Source organism: Glaciibacter superstes DSM 21135, from assembly GCF_000421145.1.
Taxonomy (GTDB): domain Bacteria; phylum Actinomycetota; class Actinomycetes; order Actinomycetales; family Microbacteriaceae; genus Cryobacterium; species Cryobacterium superstes.
This window is the reverse complement of sequence record NZ_ATWH01000011.1, coordinates 170,647-184,191: the sequence shown is the minus strand read 5'-3', so window position 1 is coordinate 184,191 and position 13,545 is coordinate 170,647. Positions and strand designations below refer to the sequence as shown.

Genomic DNA, 13,545 nt, shown 5'->3' with positions numbered 1-13,545 from the left:
AAGCCCTCACACGCCGTCGCCGTCCAGCTCAGCGCTGCCGAGCGTCGACCCGCCGCCGTCGGGAGCTAATCGTTCGAGAATCTCCGCCGTGACCGGGTTCACCCGCTTCGTAGGCTGAACGTAGTAGGTCTCGGTGACCTCCTTCGAGGCGTGGCCGAGCAGTTCTGCGGCGAGGTCTATGGAGGCTGCCTGGTCAATCGTCGGGGCTACGGTCTTGCGGAATGTGTGCGGGGTGATATCGCTCAGGTCGAGGTCCTCCGGCAGCCCCGCTGACGCGAGCACGGCGCGAAGCTGGCGGCGCAGGTTGTTCGGGGAGATAAACGTGCCATTGCGGGTGCTGAAGATCGGGTGATCGTCAGGCACGTTGCCCAGCATCGCGAGCCGTGAGCGAATGGCTTGGGCCGTGTAGCTCGGCACGGCGATGATTCGCCAGTCCTTCGAGTGCTTGACCTGAGGCTGCCGGTACAGACTGTGCCCCCTGCGCTGCACGAGTGTTCCGCTGATCGTGACCTCCGGCGGCGAGACGGTCATGTCGACGTCGCACTTGCGGATCGCCAGCGCTTCGCCGATGCGCGCAGAGGTACCAAGGATCGTTTCGATGACGTCGGCGAGCTGACCATCGGGCTTGGGACCGTGCACCTTCTCGCCCGTGCGCCACTTCGCCACGGCGTCACGCAGCCGCGCAAGTTCGGCGTGGTCGAGGCTGCGAATCTCCTTGCGTCCGCGCGGAACGGGCGCGGTGTCGCGCACCGGGTTCTTGCCTACCGCGTCGTGTCGCACGGCGAGGTCAAAGACCAGCGCGAGCACGATCTTGGCCCGACGGGCGCGCGACGGGTGTTGGGGTGCCAGTGCCTTCAGGAACCGATCGACGCGGCCGACGGTCAGCTCCCGTAGCCGCAACTGACCGAGCGCCGGGAGCACGACCACCTCCAGACTGCGCTCGTAGGCATCGAGCGTCTGCGGAGCCTGCCGGCCGGTAACGCGAACCTCCTCCAGCCAGTAGCTCGCGAGGTCGCGCAGGCTGGTGTTGCGATCCAGGTCACTATCGCCCGCTGTGTCCACTTGCTCGGCGATCTTCGCCTTGAGCGCATTCGTGGCCTTTGTCTCGCTGGTTGCCGCGGCCTGAATGCGGAGGTAGTCGCCGTCCATGTCGCGGTAGCGCGTGGTGGCCGCATACTTCGCACCGAGCTTTCTCACCGAAATCGACCCGTAGGTGCCCAGCGGCTGAACGGGGCGGCTCACGACTGCTCCTCCAGCCAGTCGATCACGTGACTCTCGGGATAGCGCAGCGTACGCCCCACCTTGACCGCGCGAGGACCGACCTTCTGTGTGCGCCACTCGTAGAGCGTCTTGACCGGCACGCCGAGGTAGTCCGAAAGCTGCTGCACCGTAAGCAGTCGCTCAAGACGGCTCGGCAGCTCTGCGAAGGGGCGAGGATCGTTCATACCTCGTAGGTAGGACCGGACTCCCGGCACCACCCGGAGGTCAACGGGGAATACCCCGAAACAACCGGGTGACGAGGCTCGCGGAGGGCGAGTCTGCGGGGGTTTTTGACGAGTTTCTGACGACTTGAGTGTCGCTGTGGGTATGTGTGAAAACACCTGAGCCCCGTAGTTGTTAGGTAACTACGGGGCTCAGGCCCAGTGACTGGTGCACCCCCCCGGACTTGAACCGGGAACCCACTGATTAAGAGTCAGTTGCTCTGCCAATTGAGCTAGAGGTGCGTGGCTGGCCTCGGTTTCGAATACCCCGAGCCGAGGACCAACATTAGCATCACGGAAGCGCTCGATGCGAATCGGTCATGGCACACAGAATTCGTAACTCGCAGCGACGGTCTGGGCGTGATAAGAACCGTGGTTTCGACCCTTCGACAAGCTCAGGACGGCGCACGCTCAACAGTGGCGAACATCAGTATTCTTGTGAGGATGACTCCTCCCGCTTCGTACTCTCTCGACGACGACCTCGCGGTCGCGATCCGGCTTGCTGATGCCGCAGACACAATCTCCCGCGATCGGTTCCGCGCCCTCGACCTCGTCGTGACCACCAAGCCAGACCGCACTCCGGTGACGGATGCCGATCAGGCCGTTGAGCGTGTCATCCGCTCCGGTCTCGCCGACTCTCGCCCATCGGACGGCATCCTGGGCGAGGAGTACGGAACAGAAGGGCCGACAGACCGACAGTGGATCATCGACCCCATCGACGGCACGGCGAACTTCCTGCGCGGCGTACCGATCTGGGCCACTCTCATCTCACTGGCAATCGACGGTGTACCCGTTCTTGGCGTTGTCAGTGCTCCCGCCCTCGGGAAGCGCTGGTGGGCGACCACAGGAGGCGGCGCCTGGATGACCGACGAACGCACACCCGGCGCAGCCCCGATACGCCTGCAAGTGTCCCGGGTTTCCGATCTCACCGATGCTTCCCTCAGCTACAACAGCATCCAGCAGTGGGATCAGGCAGGCCACCTCGATCAGCTCGTAGCCCTCAGCCGCCAGGTCTGGCGCACTCGCGCATACGGCGACATGTGGTCGTACATGCTGCTCGCAGAGGGACTCATAGACATCGCGGGCGAGTTCGACCTGCAGCCGTACGATATGGCTGCGCTGGCGCCCATCGTCGAAGAGTCCGGCGGACGCTTCACCTCGGTCGACGGGCAGGATGGGCCATGGCACGGAAGCGCACTGGCAACCAACGGCATCCTCCACCAGGCGACGCTGGCCGCACTCCAGGCACCGACGAACCGGGCGCCGACGAACCGCACGCCGAGAACCTAGAGAGATCCCAGTGACGTCACTTCGATCCACCCGTGTGCGACGCATTTCCCTCACCGTCGCCGCGTTGGCCATCGCCGGCGGCGTACTGGCCGGCTGCAGTGCCATCAGCGATCTCTTCCCGAAGCAGTCCGACCAGGAGACGGCGACGCCTGGTGCCGGCGAGGGCAGCGAAACGGATGTCTACGACCTCGCCGTCGGAGACTGCATGAACGACGTCACCGCTGAGACCGTCTCGAGCGTGCCCATCGTCCCGTGCAGCGAAAGTCACGACTACGAGGTGTATTACGAACTCGAACTGCCCGGCGCAGAGTTTCCGGGTGAAGATGCTGTGACAGCCGCTGCCGAACAAGGCTGCGCCGCGCAGTTCGAAGCGTTCGCCGGGATTCCATACGACTCATCGGCGCTGAACTACAGTTATCTAACTCCGACCGAACAGAGCTGGACAGAAATGGACGACCACGTGGTGAGCTGCCTCATCCTGGACATGGACGGTCAGGTCAGTGGCACCCTCCAGGGTGCCGCCCGTTAGGTCCCAGTCTGAGTTCTTTCCTCTGAGTTCTTTCCTCTGAGTTCTTTCCTCTGAGTTCTTTCCTCTGAGTTCTTTCCTCTGAGTTCTTTCCTCTGGGGGCGCGAAGGGTGTGGGCGTCACGTCACATGAACGGCTTCTTGTCGGACTGGCACACCGTGCCTGGTGCCGGTGTTTCGAGGTCGACGAGGTAGCGCGTCTTTGCTTCTTCAATGCACTGGCTCGGGTCTTGGAAACTCAGGTGACCATACCCTTCATGAGTGAGCAGGATCGCGTTGCCGAGGAGTTTCTCTGAACGCACTGCGTTCTGATAACTGGTCGCCGGGTCGTACCGCGTGCCGACGAGCAGGATCGGAACCTCGGTTTCGGCGTCCCACGGGCCTGTGTAGCGATCGGCGCTACTCGCCGGCCAGTCAGAGGCACAGGGAGCCCACAACCACCAACCCTGGATCGGCCCGCTCAGGCTGCTGACATCGGTGAGATCGTCGATCACCGTCGGCCAGTCGCTCACCGGCTTGGAAGCGGGTCCGTCGAGGCAGGAAATGGCGGAGGACTTCGTCGCCTCTGCCCACATTCCGGGGCCGCGGGATGGAGCAGCAGCAGTGGCCAGAGCCGAGGCATCGCCTTCGGCTGCGGCGTTCAGCTGCTCGGCGTAGTCGGGCCAGAGCTCGGGTCTCCGGAGTGCCGCGTACGACGAGACCACCAGGTCGCTGTAGGTGAGATCGCCGGCAGGGCTGGCGTTCGGTGCCGGGATCGGCCCTTGCCTCGCCCGCTCGAAGAGCCCGTCGACCCGTTCGGCGGCGGTCTCACCGTGACCGGCGAGTGCGCACCGATCGGGTCCTGCCGTGTCGCAGGTCGCGAGGAACTGGGCGAACACCTCGTCGGTGCCCGACGCACCACTGGCGGACCGCGTCTCGGCGTCTGTCGTGTATGCGACCGGATCGACAAGGCCGTCGAGGTACATGGCGCGAACGTGTTCAGGAAACATGTTTGGCGTAGGTCTGGCCGATCATCGTGCCATACGAGAGACCGACGTAGGTCAGCTTCTCCTCGCCAACGAGTTGGCGAAGCCGATCGAGGTCTCGCGCGGTGTCGGCCGTTGAAATGTGCGAGAGGACCGGTCCCATGACTTCGTCGCACCGCTGGGCGAGTTCGGTGGTCAGCACCGTGAATGCCTCAGGCTCGGCCGTCGTGGTCGGACCCGAACGCCGTCCCAGAACTCGGCCTCCTCGGCGTCCGTTCGAAAGCATTTCACCGGGGTACTGCCGTATGTGCCTCTGGGGTCCCAACCGATCCAGTCGAATCGCCCGTCGCCCCACCCGTCGAGTTCATCGCCGGCGTCCTTGACGAAGCCGACGCCGGTGTCGCCCGGTCCGCCGGGGTCGGTGAAGATCGTTCCGATCTTCTGGTCAGGCTTGCTCGCCGCGTGTTTGATCACCGCGAGGTCAATTGTCTCGCCATTCACGTCGCCCCAGTCCAGGGGCACAGGGACAGTGGCGCATTCGAGACGCTCACCGCAACTCGTCCAGGCGACCGTCGTGCTCTCGTCGGAGGGCGTAGCTACAGTTTCCGCCGTGCAGCCACCTGCAAGGAGAGCGATGGAGACCGCGCCGATGACAGCCACCGCAGGCCGCCTGCTCCTGCGCCCCCTTACTCCAGATGATTCGGTCATGTTCCGCCATTCGCGGGCTCGGCGACTTTGCCGGGGTCACGCAATTAATGTACGGCTTTTGCGAACGAAACAGAATAGATCACCTCAGTTCTCGGGGCGCCAAAGCAGCGGTGCGCTCCGAGACGACTGAGTCCCGAAAAAAGAGGCCACCCGTGACGGGTGACCTCTTTCGTTCGACAACGTGTGACAGCGACGATGGTGGAGATGGGGGGAATTGAACCCCCGTCCACTGCTGTGGTCATATGCCTTCTACGGGTATATCCAGTGAAATCGTTCTACTCGGCTCCGGAATTTGCCACTGGCACCTAATCCGACAAGCCCAGCCCTCGTTAGAGTCCCTCTACACCCCGCGGCTCAATGTAGAAGCAAGCTCTCTAGTTGGCGCCAGGATCCGGGTAGAGAGCATTCCCGGTCTGACGGACTTCTTTAGTGCGCTCGCTTAGGCAGCGAGAGCGAAGTCAGTGCGCTTTGAATTGGCACTTATAGTTTGCAGAGATCGTTTACGAGATAACCCTGCATCCTCGACCCGCTTCTCATAATTGCGCAGGCAATGTCGAAACCGATCATCCCCATGCGCACCTGCATCAGACTGACCGATTGAGGTCTGGCTGATTTGAGGTGGGTCACTGTCACACGCTGTTGAGTTTCCAAATCCGCACCCGCCAACAACCATGATCGAAGAACCACGACTGTACCCGGTGCAGCCTTTTATTCTACGTCAAATCGGGCGTTTCGACAAGCACCCGCTGCAGCCGGGCGAGATCGCCCTGGCTCAGCCCAGACGCCAGCAGGTACTTGTGGATCGACCCGTGGCGCTCCTCGATCACATCGAGCATGTCGTCGAGCACCTCTGGCGGACTCCCACCCAGCAGCACCCGCAACTCCGGCGTCTCTTCGACTCCGTAGCGGGCGATGAGTGCCAGCATCTCGTTCAGCCAGGCGCCGTCGAGATTCGACTGTGACGCCGCGTAGTCCTCAACCACCAGCGCACGATCCACGCCAACGGCGAGCAGGGCAAGAGCCACGACGATCCCGGTGCGGTCCTTTCCAGCCGTGCAATGCACCAGCACGGCGGCGTCGCCGCTGCCGGCAATCCGACGGAGCGCTTCGACAACCACCTCAGAGTGCTCGGTCACCACACGCTCGTACAGCGACGACAGGGCAATCGCGTTGGTACCGTCAGACGAACCGCGCCCTTCGAACACCGGAAGACGCACGACCTCAAGGTCAAGACCGTCGAGCGCGTCTGGCTGAGCGGATGCTTCGAAATCGTCACGCAGGTCGATCACCGTTCGCACGCCAAGGAGGGAGAGCTCTGCCCGTCCGTCGTCCCCGAGGCTGTGCAGACCGTCGGAGCGAAAGAGCTTGCCAGGCCGCACCATCCCGGCCTCCGCAGGGTAGCCGCCCGGCTCCCTGAAGTTGTAGGTGCCGGGCACCGGGATTCGAGGGGAGACGGGCATCGAGTACCACTGCCTTATTCGCCGAGGTGCTTTCGCGCGGACATCGCCCTGTCTGACTCACGCTTGTCTTGGCGCTCGCGCAGCGTCTGGCGCTTGTCGTATTCCTTCTTACCCTTGGCGACGGCGATCTCGACCTTGGCCCGACCATCGCTGAAGTAGATCTTCAACGGAACGAGGGTGTACCCACCCTCTTTCGTCTTGTGGCTGATCTTGAGAATCTCTTTTTTGTGCAGCAACAGCTTGCGCTTACGTCGCGGCGGGTGGTTCGTCCAGGTGCCTGCGGTGTACTCCGGGATGTGCACGGCATCGAGCCACGCCTCCCCGGCTTCGATGAAGGCATATCCGTCGACGAGGGAGGCTCGACCGGCGCGCAACGACTTCACCTCGGTGCCACTCAAGACCATCCCGGCCTCGAAGGTGTCCTCGATCGTGTAGTCGTGTCGCGCCTTGCGATTGGTCGCAACGACCTTCTCGCCTCGTTCCCTTGGCACGGCATACTCCTCGCTCTGACTGTTTAGCTCTGGCGCCTGCATGGCACGCAGCCCATCAGTCTAGTGGGTGGATGATGACCGTGACGCGGCGGAGCTCAGACCCTCAGATAACGGCTGATCGCGAAGTTCGCGGAGAACGCCGCCAGCACGGCGCCGACGACAAGCAGGATCGGCACCACCACCAGGGCATCTTCCATGCCGATTAGTGCGAACCCGCTGAACCGCGCCCCGAGGTACCCCTGCACGAACCACTGCACGATCGCCACGATCGCCCCTCCCGCCAGGAGGGAGCCAAGAAGGGCAGCAAACACGCCTTCCAGCACGAACGGGGTCTGGATGAATCGGTTCGATGCCCCGACGAGCCGCATGATGCCGAGCTCACGACGCCGCGAATAGGCAGAGAGGCGGATCGTGGTGGCGATGAGCAGGGCTGCGGCGACCAACATAAGCACAGCGATGCCGATGGCCGTGAAGCTCGCGGCGTTCAGTACGGAGAAGATCTGGTCGAGGTATTTTCGCTGATCCGTCACGTTCTCCACTCCGGCCACACCGGAGAAGCTCTCCACCATCACGTCGGACTGCGACGGATCAGTGAGATTCACCCAGAACGTCTGGTTCAGCTGGTCAGGCGTCACATAGTCGGCAACCGGGTTCCCCTCGAACTGCTTCTTGAAGTTCTCGAATGCCTGCTCGTGGGTCTCGAAGTAGTACTTGTCGACGAACTGGGCGAGCGTCGGAGACTTCAACTGCGCTTCAACGGCCGCGATCTGTTCCTCGTTCGCTTCTCCTGCCGTGCAGGTCTCGCCAGGTGAGATGGCCGTGCACATGTAGATGCCGACCTGCGCGCGGTCGTACCAGAAGTTCTTCATCTGGCCAATCTGCATCTGCATCAGGATTGCCGCGCCGACGAATGTCAGTGAAATGAAGGTAACCAGAACGACGGAAACCACCATCGACGCATTGCGCCGCAGGCCGTTCGCGGCTTCAGAAAGGACAAGTCCGAGTCTCATCGGGTTGGCCCCACATTCTGCTCACCGGTCTGGTCCGGTTTCTCCCCCGGAGCCCGCAAGCCGAGTTTCTCCGCGAGAGTGAGTTGTTCGGGAACGTCTTGTTGCGTGACCGGCAGCACTGGACGAGGCATTGCTGCTTCCTGCTCGACTTCCGCCGCGTCATCCGGAACCGGCTTCTCGGCCTCAGCTTCGTGGGCGGGCACGGCGATCGGCATTCCAGAGTCTGCCGCGGTGGTCATGACCGTCGGTTCTTCGGCGCTGGCCGGAGCCGGCGGCGCAAATGCCTGAGGCGCGAACGTCGGAGGCGCGAAAGACTGCTGCGCGGTCTCATCGACCGCCGACCGCACCGGGAGTTCCGCGGCGACGGGCGTTGCCCTGGCGGCCTCCTCATGTACGGGTACACCAACACGGCGAGCGGATGCTGCGAGCGCGTCTTCCGGGATCGGCAATGGGATGGCGCTGGTGCGGCCGTAACCGCCCTGTCGCTCGTCACGCACGATCTCGCCACTCACCAGTTCGATCACACGACGCTGCATCTGGTCGACGATGCCGGCCTCGTGGGTCGCCATCATCACCGTGGTGCCGCCCGCGTTGATCCGTTCCAACAGCGCCATGATTCCGGCACTGGTCGTCGGGTCGAGGTTTCCGGTCGGCTCGTCCGCCAACAGGATCTGCGGCTTGTTCACGATGGCACGGGCGATCGCGACGCGCTGCTGCTCTCCACCGGAGAGCTCGTGCGGCAACCGCTGCGCCTTCTCGGCGAGCCCCACCATCTTGAGGGTGTCTGGCACTGCTTCCTGGATGAAGCCGCGCGACTTTCCGATGACCTGGAGGCTGAATGCGACATTGTCGTAGACGTTTTTGTTCGGCAACAGCCGAAAGTCCTGGAAGACCACGCCGAGATTGCGGCGAAAGTACGGAACTTTGCGATTGGAGATCGACCGCAGGTCCTGGCCGAGCACGTGAATGCTGCCGCTGGTCGGTTTCTCTTCCTTCAACACGAGCCTCAGGCAGCTGGACTTCCCGGAGCCGGATGCGCCGACCAGGAAGACGAACTCCCCGCGAAGGATTTCGACGTCGATGGAGTTCAGGGCCGGTCGGTTCGTACCCGGATATTTTTTGGTGATGTGATCAAAGCGGATCATGGCGTTTTGAGCCTAAGCAGGCTTCCGTGTTTTATCGAGAGCGACATGCCCCAATTCGGGCACCGGTGCCAGAGAGCCCAATCCGATCAGAGTGAATGCGTGCATTAGGCTGCGGGCTTCTGCTTACGCCAACGGATGCCGGCGGCGATAAACCCATCGAGGTCACCGTCGAAAACGTGCGTCGGGTTGTTCACCTCATAATCTGTGCGCAGGTCCTTGACCATCTGGTACGGCGCAAGCACATAACTGCGCATCTGATCGCCCCAGCTTGCCGTGATGTTGCCGGCGAGTTCCTTCTTGGTGGCGGCCTCCTGTTCACGCTGCAGCAGAAGGAGGCGCGACTGCAGAACGCGCAGGGCTGCCGCCCGGTTCTGGATCTGGCTCTTCTCGTTCTGGCAGCTCACCACGATTCCGGTCGGCAGGTGGGTGATGCGCACGGCGGAGTCCGTCGTGTTGACCGACTGGCCGCCTGGACCGCTTGAGCGGAACACGTCGATGCGGATGTCGTTGTCGGGCACCTCGATGACATCCGTCTGTTCGATCAGGGGCACGACCTCGACTGCGGCGAACGACGTCTGGCGTTTGCCGGCAGAGTTGAAGGGGCTCATCCGCACCAGCCGATGCGTGCCTGCCTCAACGCTCAGAGTGCCGAAGGCATAGGGGGCGTCGATCTCGAAAGTGGCCGACTTGATGCCGGCCTCCTCCGCATAGCTCGTGTCGAGCACGGTCGCGGAGTAGTTGTGCTGTTCAGCCCAGCGCAGGTACATGCGCATGAGCATCTCGGCGAAGTCGGCGGCATCCACTCCCCCGGCCCCTGCCCGAATCGTGACGACCGCCGGACGAGGGTCGAACTCTCCGTTCAGCAGGGTCTGCACCTCGAGGTTGCCGATGACCTTCTGAATGCCCTTGAGTTCAACGACCGCCTCATCCGCTGACTCCTGGTCGTGCTCGCCGTTGGCGAGTTCGACCAACACCTCGAGGTCATCGAGCCGTGACTCGATGCTCTCGACGCGGGCGAGCTCCGACTGCCGGTGGCTGAGCGCGCTGGTGACTTTCTGGGCGCGATCGGTGTCGTCCCAGAGATCGGGCACGCCGGCTTGCTCGCTGAGGTCGGCGATGTCCGCGCGCAGCCGGTCGACGTCGATCACCGACCGGATGTCGCCAAACGTGGCCCGCAATGCGGCGATCTGTTCCGAGAAATCCAGCTCATCCATATCGGCACCAGCCTACTGGCCCGTGCTGGGAGGAAGGTCGGGCGCCAGGTCGGGCGCCAGGCGTGGCAACGCGCTGGCGTAGCATCGAACGCGATGAGTGAGTCAGAGCGCCCCTTCAGCCTGCGCTCCGTCGCACTCGCCGCCTTCCTTCCCACGCTGCTGTTCTCGATCGGTGAGGGCGCCATCATCCCTCTCATCCCGATCGTCGCCCACAACCTCGGTGCGTCACTCGCGGTTGCCGGACTCGTTGCCGCGATGGTTCTGGTCGGCGAACTGGTCGGAGACATCCCCAGCGGCTGGGTGGTGTCGCGCATCGGGGAGCGGAGCTCGATGATCTGGGCGTCGCTGCTGGCGATCGTCGCGATCATCGTCTGCATCATTGCGCCGAACCCGCTCGTGCTGGGAATCGGCATCTTCCTGGTGGGGCTGGCCACGGCCGTCTTCGCCCTGGCGAGGCACGCGTTCATGACCAGTTATGTTCCCGTCGCCTACCGGGCGCGCGCACTCTCCACCCTCGGCGGCATCTTCCGCGCCGGCTGGTTCATTGGGCCGTTCATCGCTGCCGGCCTGATCCACCTCACCGGGGGGACCCAGATTGTGTTCTGGGTGTTCGTGGCGTGTTGCCTGGCTGCGGCGGTGACACTCCTGCTACTGCCAGACCCTGAGAGCACCTTCGGCCCAGCACAGGTCGCGGTGGCGCCGGACGGTTCGGTACGAAGTGCCGGCGAGGAACTCGCTGCAGAAGAAGCCCAGGGCCTGTTCCGCACGATTTGGAGCTACCGGGCGGTTCTCGTGCGATTGGGAACGGGAGCCGGACTGATCGGAGCGATGAGGGCCAGCCGCATGGTCATCATTCCGCTCTGGGCCGTGAGCATCGGCATCAGCGAACCGGACACCGCGCTGATCATCGGCATCGCCGGCGCGATCGACTTCGCGCTGTTCTACGCCAGTGGCCAGATCATGGACCGCTTCGGCCGAATCTGGACCGCCCTGCCTTCGATGATCGGCCTCGGCATCGGTCACCTGGTGCTCTCCGTCACCGCAGACCAGCCCGCGAACGTGGAGTGGTTCATCGGTGTCGCCATGTTCCTCTCGCTCGCGAACGGCATCGGCAGTGGGCTGCTGATGACCACCGGTGCCGACCTGGCGCCCAAGAACAATCCGGCGCCCTTCCTCGGCGCGTGGCGGTTCACCGGCGACCTGGGCAGCGCAGCGGCTCCGCTGGCGGTCTCCGGGGTAACCGCCTTGGTGTCGCTCTCGGTCGCCAGCGGGGTGATGGGAGTTCTGGGGCTGCTCGGTGCCGGACTGCTCTGGCGCTACCTGCCGCGGTACATTCCGCACGTGAAGACGCCGAAACGCCCCCGGCGCAGCTGAGCGGAATCTTTTCGATGACGGAATCTTTTCGATGACGGTCGCGTTGCCCAGAACATGCCACTCAGCGGAGAATACGAACCCAGTCCATCCACCTGGTCACGCGATCAGGTCGACCTCATTGAAAGTTCAGGCGGCACGAAGGGCACAACGATGAACGGAATGCCCGTCGTTGTGTTGACCTCGAAAGGCGCCAAGTCAGGCAACCTGCGGAAGGCCGCGCTCATGCGTGTCGAGCACGATGGGCGCTATGCCGTCGTCGCCTCCCTCGGCGGCGCCCCGAAGCATCCGGTCTGGTATTTCAACGTCGTCGCGCACCCACACGTTGAGCTGCAGGACGGCGCTGACAAGTGGGACATGACGGCCCGCGAGGTCACCGGCGACGAGAAGGCCCAGTGGTGGGAGCGGGCATTGGCCGCGTATCCCCCGTACGCCGACTACCAGACGAAGACTGACAGGGAGATTCCGCTGTTTGTGCTGGAGCCGCTCACGGCCGAGTAGGCACGGTTGAATAGGCACGGCTGAATGGGCGCGCTCACCAAAACACCGAGCGCGCCACAGCGGTCACCTCGAGCGGAACACCGTCTGGTATGACCAGGGTCAACACGGGTGGTCGCCAGAATGCCGCGAGCGATACCGTTGCGCTTTGGCCGTCGACGGATGCCGCCTGCGTCACGGTTAATCCCTCGAACGCCGCGTGTGGGGCGGTGGCCAGGTACTCGGCGACAGCCGCGTCGACGTCTGTCGAGGTCAACACCGGTCGCAACAGGTCGCCTTCCACGGCGACGGAGTCGAGCTCAAATGCTTCCGCTCCGGCGAGCGCCGCACCGTCTGCCAGGGTGAATAGGCGTTTCCGTTCCAGGTACAACGAACTCGCCGCGACAACGACCAGCACGAGAACCAGCGCGAGGAATCCGTAGAAAATCGTCAGCAGCAGCGTCGAACCCTCGTCATCCGTCACCCTTCTGCTCGGTGTCTGGCGGGGAGCGCTCATTCGGAGCCCCAGAAGCGGGAGACGGTCTGGGTTGCGGTGGCCTGGAGCGGGATGGCGGCCGCGCTCTGGAGCGACAGCACGTCTGGCACCAGCGGGAGGGTGACCGACAGGCGAACGGTCACGGTCACCGCGCTCTGCCTGGTCAGGCAGGCCGCCGGAGTCTCACAGGTGATCTCCACATTCGCGTCAGCAGACTCAAGGCCGTAATCGGCGAGCCCCACCTCAACGGCACGGGCAACCATCGCCTGGGCGGCGGTCTCGTCCGGAGCCTGCACGTAGACCCTGGCCGCTTGCCTGGCCGCGCCTTCGACGGCGAACGCCCCGGCCTGGATCGACGCCATCGCCAGGATCAGGTACACGATCGGTACCAGCAGGATCATGCCGGCGGTGATGAACTCCAGCGAGGCGGAACCGTCGTCCTTCTTCCAACGCTTCCACCGCAGGGGCCCACACCTGAGTGACGCGCTACTCCAGCGTTTCAACGGCGGCATGGCCGGTGACCTCCAGCCCGCGGCCTGGGCCGATGAGTCCCAGAAGTGGCAACGGCGCAACCACGTGCACCTGTGCGCTGGAGTGCCCGCCGAAATCGCCATAACTCGCCTCGACCTGGCCGGCATACGACGGACCGAGTGCCACGGTGATCAGGTCGCGAGTGCGAGCAGCACCATCGGCGAGTCCGCTGTCGGCGAGGGACGCCAGGCGAGCACCTTCTGCGGCAGCATCGAGCACAGTGTTGCGCACGTGCAGGGCCAGGCCGAGTTGCAGCACCGAGAGTGTCAGAACCGTGAGCAACGACACGACCATGACGAACTCGGCCACGGCAGAACCGCTCTCATCGCGCAGAACAGCGCGCAGGCGCATCCGTTTCATGATCTGTCCAGTGATTTCGGT

The 13,545-nt window shown here is 63.7% G+C and carries 17 protein-coding genes, 1 tRNA gene and 1 other RNA gene; 4 read left to right on the top strand and 15 right to left on the bottom strand.

Going from position 1 to position 13,545, the window contains the following annotated elements; genetic code table 11:
- Positions 1–6: 6 nt before the first annotated feature.
- From K323_RS0116080 to K323_RS0116070, 3 genes are all read right to left on the bottom strand, one after another.
- Complete coding sequence (locus K323_RS0116080) at positions 7–1,242, bottom strand: tyrosine-type recombinase/integrase (protein ID WP_022886294.1); 1,236 nt, start codon at positions 1,240–1,242, stop codon at positions 7–9.
- The gene (locus K323_RS0116075; protein WP_022886293.1) at positions 1,239–1,445 is read right to left on the bottom strand and encodes a helix-turn-helix domain-containing protein; all 207 of its coding nucleotides are present in this window, start codon (positions 1,443–1,445) and stop codon (positions 1,239–1,241) included. The genes K323_RS0116080 and K323_RS0116075 overlap by 4 nt, the downstream gene beginning before the upstream one ends.
- 203 nt (positions 1,446–1,648) lie before the next feature.
- A tRNA-Lys gene (locus tag K323_RS0116070) sits at positions 1,649–1,724 on the bottom strand.
- 201 nt (positions 1,725–1,925) lie between these two features.
- Here K323_RS0116070 and hisN point away from each other — a divergent pair.
- A complete protein-coding gene (hisN, locus tag K323_RS0116065; protein ID WP_026851739.1) occupies positions 1,926–2,771 on the top strand; it encodes a histidinol-phosphatase in 846 nt (281 codons plus the stop codon).
- 10 nt (positions 2,772–2,781) lie between these two features.
- Positions 2,782–3,300, top strand: coding sequence for a septum formation family protein (locus K323_RS26680; RefSeq protein ID WP_022886292.1), 519 nt, complete (start codon positions 2,782–2,784; stop codon positions 3,298–3,300).
- 121 nt (positions 3,301–3,421) lie between these two features.
- Here K323_RS26680 and K323_RS0116055 read toward each other — a convergent pair whose 3' ends face one another.
- The 9 genes from K323_RS0116055 to prfB all read right to left on the bottom strand — a co-directional run bounded on the left by K323_RS0116055 (position 3,422) and on the right by prfB (position 10,289).
- Entirely contained in the window at positions 3,422–4,285 is an 864-nt protein-coding gene (locus tag K323_RS0116055) for an alpha/beta hydrolase (protein WP_084697385.1), read from the bottom strand.
- Positions 4,275–4,463, bottom strand: coding sequence for an alpha/beta fold hydrolase (locus tag K323_RS0116050; RefSeq protein WP_022886290.1), 189 nt, complete (start codon positions 4,461–4,463; stop codon positions 4,275–4,277). Before K323_RS0116050 ends, K323_RS0116055 begins: the two co-directional genes overlap by 11 nt.
- Entirely contained in the window at positions 4,457–4,969 is a 513-nt protein-coding gene (locus K323_RS30075; protein WP_211219867.1) for a hypothetical protein, read from the bottom strand. Before K323_RS30075 ends, K323_RS0116050 begins: the two co-directional genes overlap by 7 nt.
- A 196-nt stretch (positions 4,970–5,165) precedes the next feature.
- Positions 5,166–5,540: a transfer-messenger RNA gene (gene ssrA, locus K323_RS29525) on the bottom strand.
- 142 nt (positions 5,541–5,682) lie between these two features.
- Positions 5,683–6,429, bottom strand: a complete 747-nt coding sequence (locus tag K323_RS0116040) for a tyrosine-protein phosphatase (RefSeq protein WP_022886288.1) — start codon at positions 6,427–6,429, stop codon at positions 5,683–5,685.
- 14 nt (positions 6,430–6,443) lie between these two features.
- A complete protein-coding gene (gene smpB / locus K323_RS0116035; RefSeq protein WP_026851738.1) occupies positions 6,444–6,920 on the bottom strand; it encodes an SsrA-binding protein SmpB in 477 nt (158 codons plus the stop codon).
- Between the two features lie 95 nt (positions 6,921–7,015).
- The gene (gene ftsX, locus K323_RS0116030) at positions 7,016–7,930 is read right to left on the bottom strand and encodes a permease-like cell division protein FtsX (protein WP_022886286.1); all 915 of its coding nucleotides are present in this window, start codon (positions 7,928–7,930) and stop codon (positions 7,016–7,018) included.
- Entirely contained in the window at positions 7,927–9,075 is a 1,149-nt protein-coding gene (ftsE, locus tag K323_RS0116025) for a cell division ATP-binding protein FtsE (protein ID WP_022886285.1), read from the bottom strand. The genes ftsX and ftsE overlap by 4 nt, the downstream gene beginning before the upstream one ends.
- A 104-nt stretch (positions 9,076–9,179) precedes the next feature.
- Positions 9,180–10,289, bottom strand: coding sequence for a peptide chain release factor 2 (gene prfB / locus K323_RS0116020; protein WP_022886284.1), 1,110 nt, complete (start codon positions 10,287–10,289; stop codon positions 9,180–9,182).
- 93 nt (positions 10,290–10,382) lie between these two features.
- Between prfB and K323_RS0116015 the strand changes: the two genes are divergently transcribed.
- Positions 10,383–11,663, top strand: a complete 1,281-nt coding sequence (locus tag K323_RS0116015; protein ID WP_022886283.1) for an MFS transporter — start codon at positions 10,383–10,385, stop codon at positions 11,661–11,663.
- 54 nt (positions 11,664–11,717) lie between these two features.
- Positions 11,718–12,161 carry a nitroreductase family deazaflavin-dependent oxidoreductase gene (locus tag K323_RS0116010; RefSeq protein ID WP_022886282.1) on the top strand — a complete coding sequence of 148 codons (444 nt, stop codon included), beginning with the start codon at positions 11,718–11,720 and terminating at the stop codon, positions 12,159–12,161.
- 34 nt (positions 12,162–12,195) lie between these two features.
- On the opposite strand, the gene K323_RS0116005 is transcribed toward K323_RS0116010, so the two are convergent.
- From K323_RS0116005 to K323_RS0115995, 3 genes are read right to left on the bottom strand one after another with little or no spacing between them, the layout of a single operon-like run.
- Positions 12,196–12,654 carry a pilus assembly protein TadG-related protein gene (locus K323_RS0116005; protein WP_026851737.1) on the bottom strand — a complete coding sequence of 153 codons (459 nt, stop codon included), beginning with the start codon at positions 12,652–12,654 and terminating at the stop codon, positions 12,196–12,198.
- Positions 12,651–13,145, bottom strand: a complete 495-nt coding sequence (locus K323_RS0116000; RefSeq protein WP_022886280.1) for a hypothetical protein — start codon at positions 13,143–13,145, stop codon at positions 12,651–12,653. The genes K323_RS0116005 and K323_RS0116000 overlap by 4 nt, the downstream gene beginning before the upstream one ends.
- Complete coding sequence (locus tag K323_RS0115995; protein ID WP_245571008.1) at positions 13,120–13,524, bottom strand: TadE/TadG family type IV pilus assembly protein; 405 nt, start codon at positions 13,522–13,524, stop codon at positions 13,120–13,122. The genes K323_RS0116000 and K323_RS0115995 overlap by 26 nt, the downstream gene beginning before the upstream one ends.
- Positions 13,525–13,545 lie beyond the last annotated feature (21 nt).